This is a genomic window from Mesorhizobium sp. LSJC285A00 (assembly GCF_000503155.1).
Classification (GTDB): Bacteria; Pseudomonadota; Alphaproteobacteria; order Rhizobiales; family Rhizobiaceae; genus Mesorhizobium.
On sequence record NZ_AYVK01000039.1, the window covers coordinates 1 to 12,552 of the forward strand.

General features: G+C 64.9%; 12 protein-coding genes. 7 read left to right on the forward strand and 5 right to left on the reverse strand.

Going from position 1 to position 12,552, the window contains the following annotated elements; genetic code table 11:
* Both X726_RS143820 and X726_RS143815 read left to right on the forward strand, forming a co-directional pair.
* Nucleotides 1-648: lytic transglycosylase domain-containing protein (locus tag X726_RS143820; protein ID WP_023672413.1), on the forward strand; the 648-nt coding region annotated here is incomplete at its 5' end.
* A gap of 5 nt (nucleotides 649-653) precedes the next feature.
* On the forward strand, nucleotides 654-1,055 hold the full coding sequence (locus tag X726_RS143815) for a GNAT family N-acetyltransferase (RefSeq protein ID WP_023672414.1): 402 nt from the start codon (nucleotides 654-656) through the stop codon (nucleotides 1,053-1,055).
* 287 nt (nucleotides 1,056-1,342) lie between these two features.
* Here the strand turns inward: X726_RS143815 and X726_RS143810 are convergent, their stop codons facing one another.
* Nucleotides 1,343-1,681 (reverse strand): hypothetical protein, encoded by a 339-nt coding sequence (locus X726_RS143810; RefSeq protein ID WP_023672415.1) that lies wholly within the window; start codon nucleotides 1,679-1,681, stop codon nucleotides 1,343-1,345.
* A gap of 329 nt (nucleotides 1,682-2,010) precedes the next feature.
* Here X726_RS143810 and X726_RS143805 point away from each other — a divergent pair, with 329 nt between their 5' ends.
* From X726_RS143805 to X726_RS143795, 3 genes are all read left to right on the forward strand, one after another.
* Nucleotides 2,011-2,562: a DUF4142 domain-containing protein gene (locus X726_RS143805; protein WP_023672417.1), complete on the forward strand. Its 552-nt coding sequence runs from the start codon at nucleotides 2,011-2,013 to the stop codon at nucleotides 2,560-2,562.
* Nucleotides 2,563-2,864: 302 nt separating this feature from the next.
* Entirely contained in the window at nucleotides 2,865-3,329 is a 465-nt protein-coding gene (locus tag X726_RS143800) for a cupin domain-containing protein (RefSeq protein ID WP_023672418.1), read from the forward strand.
* A 238-nt stretch (nucleotides 3,330-3,567) separates the two neighbouring features.
* On the forward strand, nucleotides 3,568-3,960 hold the full coding sequence (locus X726_RS143795; protein WP_023672419.1) for a RidA family protein: 393 nt from the start codon (nucleotides 3,568-3,570) through the stop codon (nucleotides 3,958-3,960).
* A gap of 332 nt (nucleotides 3,961-4,292) precedes the next feature.
* On the opposite strand, the gene carB is transcribed toward X726_RS143795, so the two are convergent.
* From carB to X726_RS143780, 3 genes are all read right to left on the reverse strand, one after another.
* Nucleotides 4,293-7,796 carry a carbamoyl-phosphate synthase large subunit gene (gene carB, locus X726_RS143790; protein ID WP_023672420.1) on the reverse strand — a complete coding sequence of 1,168 codons (3,504 nt, stop codon included), beginning with the start codon at nucleotides 7,794-7,796 and terminating at the stop codon, nucleotides 4,293-4,295.
* Between the two features lie 235 nt (nucleotides 7,797-8,031).
* Nucleotides 8,032-9,114 (reverse strand): SH3 domain-containing protein, encoded by a 1,083-nt coding sequence (locus X726_RS143785; RefSeq protein WP_245272157.1) that lies wholly within the window; start codon nucleotides 9,112-9,114, stop codon nucleotides 8,032-8,034.
* A gap of 215 nt (nucleotides 9,115-9,329) precedes the next feature.
* Nucleotides 9,330-10,106: a metallophosphoesterase family protein gene (locus X726_RS143780; protein ID WP_023672422.1), complete on the reverse strand. Its 777-nt coding sequence runs from the start codon at nucleotides 10,104-10,106 to the stop codon at nucleotides 9,330-9,332.
* A 179-nt stretch (nucleotides 10,107-10,285) separates the two neighbouring features.
* Here X726_RS143780 and X726_RS143775 point away from each other — a divergent pair, with 179 nt between their 5' ends.
* A complete protein-coding gene (locus X726_RS143775) occupies nucleotides 10,286-10,756 on the forward strand; it encodes a nucleoside deaminase (RefSeq protein WP_023672423.1) in 471 nt (156 codons plus the stop codon).
* Between the two features lie 23 nt (nucleotides 10,757-10,779).
* On the opposite strand, the gene X726_RS143770 is transcribed toward X726_RS143775, so the two are convergent.
* Nucleotides 10,780-11,136 carry a helix-turn-helix transcriptional regulator gene (locus X726_RS143770; RefSeq protein ID WP_023672424.1) on the reverse strand — a complete coding sequence of 119 codons (357 nt, stop codon included), beginning with the start codon at nucleotides 11,134-11,136 and terminating at the stop codon, nucleotides 10,780-10,782.
* Nucleotides 11,137-11,335: 199 nt separating this feature from the next.
* Between X726_RS143770 and X726_RS143765 the strand changes: the two genes are divergently transcribed.
* On the forward strand, nucleotides 11,336-12,535 hold the full coding sequence (locus tag X726_RS143765) for an MFS transporter (RefSeq protein WP_023672425.1): 1,200 nt from the start codon (nucleotides 11,336-11,338) through the stop codon (nucleotides 12,533-12,535).
* The last annotated feature ends 17 nt before the right edge of the window (nucleotides 12,536-12,552 follow it).

Below are 12,552 nucleotides of genomic sequence, written 5' to 3' on the forward strand. Positions count from 1 at the left end.
GCGACGCCCACGGCCCCGGCCGTGCCTGCGGTGATGGCCGCCAATGCTTGGCAGGCGCCTGCGCCCGCCAACGCCGGACAGCCGGTCGCGGCGCAATATACGACCGCCAGCCTTGTCATGCCGGCGACCGCCAAGGGCGGCCAGAACGCCATGCCCGGCGTGCAGCAGGTAGCCTATGTCGTGCCGCAGAACCCGGCTTCCTTGGGCCTGTTCCCCGCCGCGCCGCTCGGTCTCCCGGAAGAAGAGCATGCGACCGGCATGCGCGGCGACGTCGACCGGCTGATCCAGAAATACGCCGCTCTCTACGAGGTGCCGGTCGATCTGGTGCGCCACGTCGTCAACCGCGAAAGCACCTACAATCCGAAGGCTTACAATAACGGCCATTGGGGCCTGATGCAGATCAAGCACGCGACGGCGCGCGGCATGGGCTATGACGGGCCGGCCAAGGGCTTGTTCGACGCCGAAACCAATCTGAAATACGCGGTCAAATATCTGCGTGGCGCCTGGCTGGTGGCGGGTGGCAACGCCAAGAAGGCCGATTGGCTCTACCAGACCGGCTATTATTTCGACGCCAAGCGCAAAGGCCTGCTCGAGGCCACCGGCCTCGGTGTCGACCGCAAGCGCCGCCGGCTGCAGCCCGACGCCTGAGCGCGATGCCTGAACCGCGCCCGCCGGCTCCAAACGACATCCGGCTGCGCAAGATCCGCGACGAGACGCTCGTTGCGCCGCACTGGCCGGACGGCTTTGCCATGCGCTGCTTCGAACATGGTGACGCGCAGCCCCTGCACGCGCTTTTGACCGAGGTGTTCGACGACGGCACCGACGGCCCGTTCGACGAATGGTGGCCGCGCATATCCAGCGATGCCGAATTCGACCCGGCGCTGTGTTTCCTGGTCATCGACGCCAAGGGACGGCTGGCGGCGGCAGCGCTGTGCTGGACGAGGGCCTTCGTCAAGGACCTCGCGGTCCATCCCGGAGCGCGCGGCAAAGAGAACGCCGCCGCGCTCCGGCTCTACGAGCGGCTGGGAATGATGCCTGTCGCCTGGGAAGGGTAAGGGCTTCTTTCTTGCCGCAATTCCCTGGGGAAAACGCTACGCGCTTTTCCCGGGAAAACCGGTTCCCACCTTTCCTGGAATTGCTCGAGCGCTGTTGAAAACCTCCGGATTGTGAACTGCTTCACATTGGCCGCCGCAACCGGATGCTACCTCACCATCCATGCCTTTCGACCGATGGCGGATCGACGACTGGCAGATGTGGAGGGGCTGCACCGGCATGTGTTCAGCCGCTCCTTGGCGGGTCCCAGGCGGGGGTTTGGGGCCCGCCAGTCGTTTTACGGTCGCCCTCAGATATCGGGCGCATTGCCGATCTTCTTTTTGAGCTCAATCGCCCAGGCGCGGCCCTCGTCGCCGCCCCACAACAGCCAGGCGATATGGCCGGCCGAAGGATTGTCTTCATTGCCGTAATTCTTGCCGCGCTTGTCGACCTCGTGGCGGGCGAAGTAGCTGACCATGCGGCGGATGGTGGATGGCGCCAGCTTTTCGCGGTTCTTGAGTTCCGTCGCCCGCGCGACGCCGATCTCGGTGCCGCCACGGCCGAACTGCTTGCGCAGCCTCAACCCCTTGGCGGCATTGTCGGCCACCACTTGCGGGCAGCGCAGATCGATCTCTTCATCCTCTTGCATGTGTCTCCCCAGCTCCGGAAGCCTAGCCTGCGGACCCAATGCGGGAAAAGCAACCGGTTCCCAATGCCGCGCCGTCCATCAGGACCAGGATCCGCGCGCCATCGGCGCGTGCGAGATCCTGTGGAACCTTATGGATGTCACGCCTGAGGTCGGCCGAACTGGACCGAACAGCTGCAATATGGCGAGGCGTGCTGTCCTGAGGTTTGTCCGCCAGGGGCTCGGGACGGCTCTTCGGCAGATGGTCGCTGACGAATAGTTCTCCGGACGCAACCCTGCCGCCAATGCCGCGTTTGATTAGCCGAGGGAAATTTTCAAATCGGAGAACTCAGATGAAAACGCTTCTCACCATTGCCGCCGTCGCCTTGTTCGCCGGTGCCCCTGCCGCCTTTGCGGCCAACTCGACTGCGGTCGCGCCTGCCATGGCCGCCAGCAAGGTCGATACCCCAACCTTCGTCAAGACGGTGCCTAGCTCCAACGAATTCGAAATCCAGTCGAGCAAGCTCGCCGAGGAAAAATCCAAGGCGGCTGACGTCAGGAAATTCGCCAAGCAGATGGTCAAGGACCACACCAAAGCCGGCAAGGAGTTCAAGGCGGCGCTGAGCCAGGGCCAGACCACCGGTTCGACCAAAGCCGCGGGCCCGGCCCTGCAGCCGAAGGAGCAGGCAATGCTCGACGAGTTGAAGAGCGCAAGCGGCAAGGATTTTGACGCCAAGTACATCCAGATGCAGACGGACGCGCACAAGGAGGCCGTAGCCCTGTTCAGCAGCTATGCCAACTCGGGCGACGACCCGGCGATGAAGGAATTCGCCAAGAAGACGCTGCCGACGCTGCAGATGCACGAGAAGCACGTGAAGGAACTCGCGGCCGCGCATCAGGGTTGAGGACGGGTGACTGGCCAGCAATAGCATTCTACGGCGCCCCCCTCTGTCCTGCCGGACATCTCCCCCACGAGTGGGGAGATCAGCAGCGTCGGCGCCGTGCTTTTCTTGCGACGGTGAAAATTGGCGAAGGCTGAGGCGACAGCCAATCTCCCTTCTTGTGGGGGAGATGTCCGGCAGGACAGAGGGGGGCGCCGTAGAGTGCGACGGCCGATGCCTGCCGTTGGCAAGGCATTGCGGCAAAGTGGCTCTGTGGCTGCGCCGGCAGTGACATACACTGCCGCCACCAATTCAATGGAGCTCCCATGCCCAAGATCGACCTGTCCACCGTGCCTGTCCGCAAGGGCTCCGGCTACCCCGCGCCCTTCGACGCCCCTTGCGCCGAGCGCACACGCCACCGCCTCGGCGATGCCGGCGGCCTCACCGATTTCGGCGTCAACCTGATGACATTGCCATCAGGCGGCTGGTCCAGCCAGCGCCACTGGCACAGCCATGAGGACGAGCTCGTCTATGTGCTGGAAGGCGAACTGGTGCTGGTCGAGGATGGCGGCGAGACGCTGCTCAAGGCCGGCGACTGCGCGACCTTTGCCAAGAACAGCGGCAACGGCCACCACATGATCAACCGCTCGTCCACAACGGCGCGCTATCTCGAAGTCGGCTCGCGCAATCCGGATGATCTCATCACTTGCTCCGACATCGACATGATGAGCCCGAGTTCGGATGGCAGGTTCCTGCACAAGGACGGCATGCCCTATCCGGGGCAGGGGTGAGGGCTGGACCATGGTTCGGCGCTGGCGTTCGCTGGGCGGGGGGATAAGCTCCTCACGATTAAAGGTGGCGCAGGCCCCCTCATCCGACCGCTTCGCGCCCACCTTCTCCCCGCTGGGGAGAAGAGGGAAGCGCTGGCGCTGACCGGCTCCTCTCCCCTCGGGGAGAGGTCAGCCGAGCGAAGCGGAGGCTGGGTGAGGGGGCCTTGGCGCCAGCTTGGCAAACAAGGGGAAGATCACAGTGAAAAAAGAAGTCATCGAAGTGCCCGTCATGTCGGCCAAGGTGCGGGCGCTCGGGCTGCCTTGCTCGACGGCAGTAAGGGCCAATGGCTTCGTGTTCATCTCGGCGACGCCGCCGGTGGACATGGTGACCGGCGAGATGGTGCGCGGCGACATCGAAACCCAGACCGAGGCGTCGCTGAAGGCGCTGAAACACTGTCTGGAAGCGGCGGGAACCTCGCTCGACAACGTGGTGATGGTGCGCATCTACGCCGTCAATTCCGGCTTCTACAACGCCATCAACCGGGTCTATGCTAGGTATTTCAGCGTCAACCCGCCGGCGCGGAGTTTCGTGCCGGTGGCGTCATGGCCGATGGAGTTCGACATCGAGATCGAGTGTGTGGCAGTGGGGTGAGTTTTCCTCCTCCCTTGTGAGGGAAGCTGGATCGGCGCATCGTCAGCCTTTGCCTTCCGCCGCCCTCATCAAGCCAACTGGGGTCGCTGTACAGAAATCGGTCCCAAATTTTGTAGGTGTTATTGAATCACTTAAGCAAATTCACCAGCCTACATTTTTGGAGTTTTCTAAGCAGGTTGAAATTGTAGGTTGATCTGGAGAATCAGGTGTTGCCAGGCGCCGATGGACGCGTGGGCTGGGCGCAAGGTTTCCACAGAGGCGCGATGTTTGCTGGACCTGTGCCGTCCTTCGGCCACCTTTTGTCTCCTCACAGTGAGAGATAGGCATATCGCCTACGCAAAATACTCCTGCAGCGGCCTGACCTCCAGGCTCCCCGCCTTCAACGCCGCAATCGCTTCCGCCACCGCAGCCGCCCCCGACAGCGTCGTGTAATACGGCACCTTCTGCATCAGCGTGGCGCGGCGCAGCGACTTGGAGTCCGACACCGCCTTCTGGCCGTCCGTGGTATTGAAGACGATCTGGACCTGGCGGTTGCGGATGGCGTCTTCGATGTGGGGGCGTCCCTCAAGCACCTTGTTGATCTTCTGGGCGTCGACGCCGTTTTCGGCGAGGAAGCGGGCGGTGCCGGATGTGGCGAGCACCTTGAAGCCCTGACCGGCGAGGCGCTTGACCGCCGGCAGGATGCCGGCCTTGTCCTCGTCGCGCACCGAGACGAACAGCGTGCCGGAGCGTGGCAGGTCGACGCCGGCGCCGAGCTGGCTCTTGGCGAAGGCGAGCGCAAAATCGCGGTCGAGGCCCATGACCTCGCCGGTCGAGCGCATTTCCGGGCCGAGCAGGATGTCGACGCCGGGGAAGCGGGCGAAGGGGAAGACGGCTTCCTTGACCGCGATATGGCCGGGGTTTCTCGGGTCAGGCATGGCGCCGTAATGGGCGAAGGCGTCTTCCAGTTTTTCGCCGGCCATGATGCGGGCGGCGATCTTGGCGATGGGACGGCCGATGGTCTTGGCCACGAATGGCACGGTGCGCGATGCCCGCGGATTGACCTCCAGCACATAGACCGTGCCGTCCTTGATCGCATACTGCACGTTCATCAGGCCGCCGACGTTGAGCGCGCGGGCAAGCGCCGCCGTCTGGCGCTCCAGCTCGTCGACCAGTTCGGAAGGCAGCGAGTGAACGGGGAGCGAGCAGGCACTGTCGCCCGAATGGATGCCGGCCTCTTCAATGTGTTCGAGAATGCCTGAGACGAAGGTCGACGTGCCGTCGCACAGGCAGTCGACATCGACCTCGATGGCGCCCGAGAGATAGGTGTCGAACAGCAGCGGGTTCTTGCCCAGCAGCGTGTTGATCTGGCCGGTCTTGTCGTTGGGGTATTTCTGCTTGATGTCCTCCGGCACCAGGCCGGGCACGGTGTCGAGCAGGTAGCTCTGCAGCATGCCCTCGTCATGGATGATCTGCATGGCGCGGCCGCCGAGCACATAGGAGGGGCGCACCACCAGCGGGAAGCCGAGTTCGCCGGCCACAAGGCGGGCCTGCTCGACAGAATAGGCGATGCCGTTCTTCGGCTGGCTGAGGTTGAGCTTGTGAAGCAGCTTCTGGAAGCGGTCGCGGTCTTCGGCGAGATCGATCATGTCGGGTGACGTGCCGAGGATCGGGATGCCGGCCTTCTCCAGCGCGTCGGCCAGCTTCAGCGGCGTCTGGCCGCCGAACTGGACGATGACGCCGACCAGTTCGCCCGAGGCCTGTTCGGCGCGCAGGATCTCCAGCACGTCCTCGGCCGTCAACGGCTCGAAGTAGAGCCGGTCCGACGTGTCGTAGTCGGTCGACACTGTCTCGGGATTGCAGTTGATCATGATCGCTTCATAGCCGGCGTCGCGCAGTGCGAAGGCGGCATGGCAGCAGCAATAGTCGAACTCGATGCCCTGGCCGATGCGGTTGGGACCGCCGCCGAGGATGACGACTTTTTTTCGCGACGACACTTGCGCTTCATTGGCCAGCGCGCCGGCGAAGGGCACTTCATAGGTCGAGTACATGTAGGCGGTGGGCGAGGCGAACTCGGCGGCGCACGTGTCGATGCGTTTATAAACCGGATGAACGTCGAGCTTTTCACGAATCTTCGCAATCACTTCGGCGTCGGTCTTCGTCAGCGACGCGAGGCGGGCGTCGGAGAAGCCCATCGCCTTCAGCATGCGCAGATTGACGGCGTCTTGCGGAATGCCGTGCTCGCGGATGCGGGCTTCCATGGAAACGATGCCGGCGATCTGTTCGAGGAACCACGGGTCGATCTTGCACATGGCGTGCACGTCTTCCAGCGAGGTGCCCATGCGGATCGCCTGCGCCACCATGCGCAGCCGGTCGGGCGTCGGCGTGCCGAGCGCGGCGCGGATGGCGTTGCGGTCGTCGGCGTGGTTGGCAGCCACGGCACCGTGGCCGAGGCCGGGGATTTCGATCTCGTCGAGGCCGGTCAGGCCGGTTTCCAGTCCACGCAGCGCCTTTTGCAAGGACTCCTGGAACGTGCGGCCGATGGCCATGACTTCACCGACCGACTTCATGGCGGTGGTCAGCACCGGCTCCGCGCCGGGAAATTTCTCGAAGGCAAAGCGCGGGATTTTGGTGACGACGTAATCGATGCTTGGCTCGAAGGAGGCGGGCGTGGCGCCGCCGGTGATGTCGTTCTCCAGCTCGTCCAGCGTGTAGCCGACGGCAAGCTTGGCCGCGATCTTGGCGATGGGGAAGCCGGTCGCCTTCGAAGCCAAGGCGGAACTGCGCGAGACGCGCGGGTTCATCTCGATGACGACGAGGCGGCCATCGGCCGGATTGACGGCGAACTGCACATTGGAGCCGCCGGTCTCGACGCCGATCTCGCGCAGCACCGCGATCGAGGCGTTGCGCATCATCTGGTATTCCTTGTCGGTCAGCGTCAGGGCAGGGGCGACGGTGATGGAATCGCCGGTGTGCACGCCCATCGGGTCGATGTTCTCGATCGAGCAGACGATGATGCAATTGTCCGCCTTGTCGCGGACGACCTCCATCTCATACTCCTTCCAGCCGAGCACGCTCTCCTCGATCAGCACTTCGGTGGTCGGCGAGGCGTCGAGGCCGGACTGGACAATGTCGTAGAATTCGGCGCGGTTGTAGGCGATGCCGCCGCCGGTGCCGCCCATGGTGAAGGACGGGCGGATGATGGCGGGCAGGCCGACATGGTCGAGCGCCTGCGCGGCGATCGCCATGCCATGGCTGATGTAGCGCTGCTTGCGGTCGCCTTCGCCGAGGTTCCAGCGGGTTTCCAGCGCGTCGAGCGCGGCATCGAGGTCGGCAGGCGCCTCGGCCTTGACGGCGGCGCGCTCGGCCTCGTGCGTCTTGCGGTCGGCATTCTTGACATCGGTGGCATTGGCCAGCATCGACTTCGGCGTTTCCAGGCCGATCTTCTTCATCGCCTCGCGAAACAGCGCCCGGTCCTCAGCCTTGTCGATCGCCGTGGCGTCGGCGCCGATCATCTCGACATTGTAGCGCTCGAGCACGCCCATGCGGCGCAGCGACAGAGCGGTGTTTAGCGCGGTCTGGCCGCCCATGGTCGGCAGCAGCGCGTCGGGCCGCTCCTTGGCGATGATCTTGGCGACGACTTCAGGCGTGATCGGCTCGATATAGGTGGCGTCGGCCAGTTCCGGGTCGGTCATTATGGTGGCCGGGTTGGAATTGACCAGGATGACGCGAAAGCCCTCCTCCTTCAGCGCCTTGCAGGCCTGTGTGCCGGAATAATCGAACTCGCAGGCCTGGCCGATGACGATGGGGCCGGCCCCGATGATCAGGATCGACTTGATGTCGGTGCGTCTTGGCATCGTTGTGAGTTCCGTTCGGCGAGCGGCTTGCACGAAAAACCGGGACGGGAAGACCCGGCCGGTTGTGCTTGCGATTCTGGTATCAGGCTAGGAGGGCCTTATAGGGAAGAGTTTTGGGAGATGTAACCCCGAAAATGAGGCTAGGCAGTAGGGATTAAGCAGTAGGGATCAGGCAGTGGGGATTAGGCAGGAGCGAGGTTAAGGCGCCTATTGCCCATTCCCTACTGCCTGACACCTAATCCCCCAGCGCGAGCTGATCCGTAATCTCAAACCGCTCTGATACCCCGACGCGGATCATGTTGAGGGCGCCTTCCCTTGTGAAGCGGAACTCGCTGGGCGAATCCGAGTTGGCCGGCATCCCGGCAGAGAAGGAGATGACGCGGGTGCCGCCGTCGGGCCAGGTCACGGTGATATCGGCCTTGTCAGTGCCCTTGTGGACGATGTTGACGGCGCAGCGGGTCATCGGCTGGCCGACATAGCGCGCGCAGGGGATGTCGGCGGTGGCGCCGGGGGCGGGCGGGGGTTCCAGCCGTGCAACGGTTTGCGTAGCGGTCGCAGCTTTGGCCTGGTCTGGCCGTGGCGTCGGGGATGGTACCCCCGGCGCGGACGCTGTATCCGGCGCTGCTCCCGCAGACGCGGCGGCGGCGAGTTCCGGCGTCCCTGTGGCCTCCGTTGCCGGAGCCTCTGTGGCAGGGATTTCGTCCGTCGGCGGACTTTCATTCGCTGCGAAGGCAAGGCCGTAAGCATCCTGCATGGCGGTCCTGCCGATCTCGGCGGCGGACTTCGGCGCGCCTGGATCCGTACCGCCAAGGCGCTCCGTCAGGTCGAGTGGAGCCGGCGCGGGTGCAGCCGGGGTGGGTGGAGCCTGAGTGGGTGCAGCCGGAGCGGCAGAGGCGGCAGGTGCAGTTGCTGGGGGTGTTGCGGCCACGTCGGCCGGCTGCGTCGACATGTCGGGCGCGAGCGTCGGGCCGCCGGCTTCAGCGCTGGCGGTCACCTGGGGCGGCGCGGCGTCAACTTCGACCACGGTCGGGTTGTCGGGGATAAGATAGCGCGCGGGCGCCCAGCCTTTGACCAGTGGATTGTCGATCTCCTCGACCTTGCACCAGCGGTGGCCGTCCACTTCGCTGCAGCCGAAATTCCTGACGCTCGAGCCGATCGGCAGGCGCGCCTGGGTTCTGCCGACCGGCGACGGCGTGGCGCGGATGTTGAGGAGATCGCCTGGGCCGAGCTCGGTCACTATGGAAACGATGTCGGCAGGCGCGTCCTCGGCATTCGCCGGCATGCTCACCAGCAACGGGCCCATGAGCAACAGCCCCATGAGCAACGGGGCCCGCAGGAGCGGAGCGCCAGTCAGTCGATGCAAAATGGTTCGGATTGTGCGCCTCATCATTTGGCCGTGCGCCGATTACCCTTGCGGCAGCAGTCCTGCCGTATGCCAAGGCGGTTTTATAAGGGACGATACGCGGCCATGTAAGTCTGAAAATGCGTCCGATGTTTGGTGCCGCGAGGCGGAAGCAGGGCGCAGCCGTGCGGTCAAGCGGAGCCTTGCCAAGAGGGTTTGGGCATGAAGCCGGTCCTCAGCGCATGCGCCCATTCCGGTCGGCCCGCCTGTGCGGCCTGTCTCGCCGCCGCTTCGTGGTCGTAGTCGACGGCGATGGTCTCGAAACGGTCTGGACCATCGCCATCCAAGGTGAGGATGCCGTAGCGCGCATGCGGGCTGCCTTGCTCCGAAACATGCGCCGGGGGCGTGTCATCTTCATAGGCGGGGGCGCCGACGCTGCCGGGATTGAAGAGCAAGGGGCCGCCGGGGATACGGACCAGTTCCGCGCGGTGGCTGTGGCCGCACAGCACGATGCGGCAGGCCGGGTCCAGCGCCTGCAACCGCCGCTGAATAGCGGCAAGCGGCGCGCGCACCAGTTGGCCATCGACGATCGCGTCGAGCAGGTATTTCTCGTCATGGTCGGGCCGCGCATGGAAAGCGACCACGCCGGGAACAATCTCCAGCGTGAAGGGCAGGGCGAGCAGGGCTTCGCGCTGCGCTGATGTCAGCCGTTCCTGCGCATAGCGGTCTGAAGCCCACATCATATCGTCGGCCGGATCGACCGCGACCCGGCGGTCATGGTTGCCGCGCACCGTCGGCAGGTCGAGCGCTTCGAGCCGCTCGAACGTCTCGCGCGGCCAGAGCGGGCCGGAGACACAGTCGCCAAGGTTGACGGTGAGATCGGCGCCGCCGCGCCGCGCTAGATCGGCGAGCACGGCATCCAGCGCCAGCACATTGCCATGGATGTCGGCGAGAACGGCAATGCGCATGCGGCGGGCTCCTTGGTGCAGCCCGTTGAGGCTTGCGGCCCGTCTTCGTTATCAAGCCCCTGCCTTCATTATCAAGCCCTTGAGATCGTTCGAGACAGCCGGGAGCCCCGCCTATCGCGGAAGCACTCCATCTGCTAGCGTCCATGCCGTTCCGAAGTTCATCCGGGGGAAGACAGGCGATGACCCGCGACCAGATGGTTGCCCACCTTCGCGCCGCCAATGATGTCGCGCGCGAGACTGCCGCGCACGGGCACCATCCTTTCGGCTGCGTGCTCGTCGGCCCCGACGATCGCATCCTGATGCGGCAAGGCAACATCAACACCGTGCGCCACGCCGAAACCGAGCTCTCCCGGCGTGCCGCCGACACCTATCCGCCGGATTTCCTCTGGTCCTGCACGCTGGTCACAACCGGCGAGCCCTGTGCGATGTGCACGGGAACGCTGTACTGGGCGAATATCGGCCGGCTGGTCTACGGCTTCGAGGAAACCAAGCTTCTCGCGCTGACCGGCAATCACGCAGAGAACCCGACGATGAACCTCTCGTCGCGCACAGTCCTCGGCTCCGGGCAGAAGCCGGTCGAGGTCCACGGCCCTTTCCCCGAGATGGACGAGGAACTCCTCGCCCCGCATATCGGTTTTTGGCAGCGCTAGGAGCGGCCTGACTTCGGCACCAGCTACGCCGGAATTTCGATGTCGTGGCCGCCGACGATGGGTAGAGCCGGGTCATCTCCGGCCGCCGCAATCACGCTGTCGAGCAGGCCGGGGAAGCGGGCGTCGAGGTCGGCGCGGCGCAGCGTGATCATCCGGTTGGTGCCGGCCACTTCGGCGCGGGTGACGCCGGCCTCGCGCAGTTTGGCCAGGTGATAGCTGAGATTGGTCTTGGAGCCGAGGTCGAGGAACCGGCTGCAGTTCAGCGGCACGCCTTCCTTGCTGGCGAGATAGCGCACGATGGCGAGTCGGGTCGGGTCGCCAAGCACGCCGAGCACGACCGGCAGGCTGATCTGGTCTGTATTGGGGTGCGGCAAAGTCATGGCCCGAAACTAAGCACAGTCGGTGGCGATTTCAACGCGTCCATGTTTCGCGGGCATGCACAGTCCGCTTCGCGATTGGCCCAATGGCTGTCCTGACACAGGGCTGTCAGCAGGCTTCAGCTATTTTCGTCTGGCTTCATTGACATCACGCCCTGTTATGTCCAATTGTTCAATAACTTTTGAACTAAGGACACGCCCTATGGACAAGCGCCTCTTTTGGCTTGCGCTCGGATCGTTCACGATCTCGACCGAAGGCTTCGTCATCTCCAGCCTGCTGCCTGACATCGCCACCGACGCCCGCATTTCCATTCCGCTCGCCGGCACGCTGATCACCGCCTTCGCGCTGGCTTACGCCATCGGCACGCCGATCCTGGCAACGCTGACCGGCGAATGGGACCGGCGCCGCGTCATCTTGTGGACGCTGGCGTTCTTCGTCATCGGCAATGTGGTGGCGGCGCTGAGCTCGTCCTTCGAGCTGCTGCTCATTGCCCGCATCATCATGGCGCTGTCGTCAGGCCTGTTTGCCGCTACCGCTCAAGGCACGGCGGTGGCGCTGGTCGATGACCACCACCGGGCGCGGGCCATTGCCGTCGTCGTCGGCGGAACCACGGTGGCGGTTGCGCTCGGTGCACCGCTCGGCGCGCTGGTTGCCACGATAGCCGGCTGGCGCGGGACCTTCTTTGCCATTGCCGGGCTCGGCGCGCTGGTCGGCGCCATCCTGTGGTACCGGCTGCCGCGCGGCATTGTCGGTACCAAGCTGCCGCTCAGTCGGCGGCTGGCTGCGGCGCTGCGCCCCGGCGTCATGCCGATCCTGCTGACCACCGCTCTTGCCCTGATCGGCNCCGCTCTTGCCCTGATCGGCGCCTTCTCGGTGTTTTCCTATATCGCGCCGCTGGCCATCCAGAGCGGCGGCCTCAGGCCGATTGCGCTCCCCGGCATGCTGCTCGCCTTCGGTGTCGGCGCCGTCATCGGCAACATAGCCGGCGGCCAGGCGGCCGACCGTTTTGGTGCGACGCGCACCGTCGGCTGGTCTCTGGCGCTGAGCGCCGTCATGCTGGTGATGCTCTCGGTCATCCCGACCTTCCTGCCGCAGCATCTCGCCGGGCCGGCATTGATGGCCATGATGGTGCCGTGGGGCATGGTCGGCTGGGCATTTCCGCCGGCGCAGGCCAGCCGCATCATCAAGCTGGCGCCCGACGCCGCCCCGATCGTGCTGTCGCTCAACGCTTCGGCCCTCTATCTCGGCGTGGCGCTGGGTGCTGTGGTCGGCGGCGCCGTGCTGCGCTACGGCGTGCCGGCCGATCTCGGCCTGGTCGCCGCCATCTTCCCGCTGATCGGGCTTGGCGTGGTGCTGGCCGGCCGCTGGGCGGCCCGGCCGGTCGCCATGCCGGCGGAATAGACCTTTGCAGTGACTGG

Excerpts from the sequence above, each read along its gene's own strand:
- X726_RS143775 (WP_023672423.1), top strand. The coding sequence starts at position 10,286 with ATGACCCGCGACCAGATGGTTGCCCACCTTCGCGCCGCCAATGATGTC.
- X726_RS143810 (WP_023672415.1), bottom strand. The coding sequence starts at position 1,681 with ATGCAAGAGGATGAAGAGATCGATCTGCGCTGCCCGCAAGTGGTGGCC.
- X726_RS143785 (WP_245272157.1), bottom strand. The coding sequence starts at position 9,114 with ATGGGGCTGTTGCTCATGGGCCCGTTGCTGGTGAGCATGCCGGCGAAT.
- carB (WP_023672420.1), bottom strand. The coding sequence starts at position 7,796 with ATGCCAAGACGCACCGACATCAAGTCGATCCTGATCATCGGGGCCGGC.
- X726_RS143770 (WP_023672424.1), bottom strand. The coding sequence starts at position 11,136 with ATGACTTTGCCGCACCCCAATACAGACCAGATCAGCCTGCCGGTCGTG.
- X726_RS143805 (WP_023672417.1), top strand. The coding sequence starts at position 2,011 with ATGAAAACGCTTCTCACCATTGCCGCCGTCGCCTTGTTCGCCGGTGCC.
- X726_RS143800 (WP_023672418.1), top strand. The coding sequence starts at position 2,865 with ATGCCCAAGATCGACCTGTCCACCGTGCCTGTCCGCAAGGGCTCCGGC.
- X726_RS143780 (WP_023672422.1), bottom strand. The coding sequence starts at position 10,106 with ATGCGCATTGCCGTTCTCGCCGACATCCATGGCAATGTGCTGGCGCTG.
- X726_RS143815 (WP_023672414.1), top strand. The coding sequence starts at position 654 with ATGCCTGAACCGCGCCCGCCGGCTCCAAACGACATCCGGCTGCGCAAG.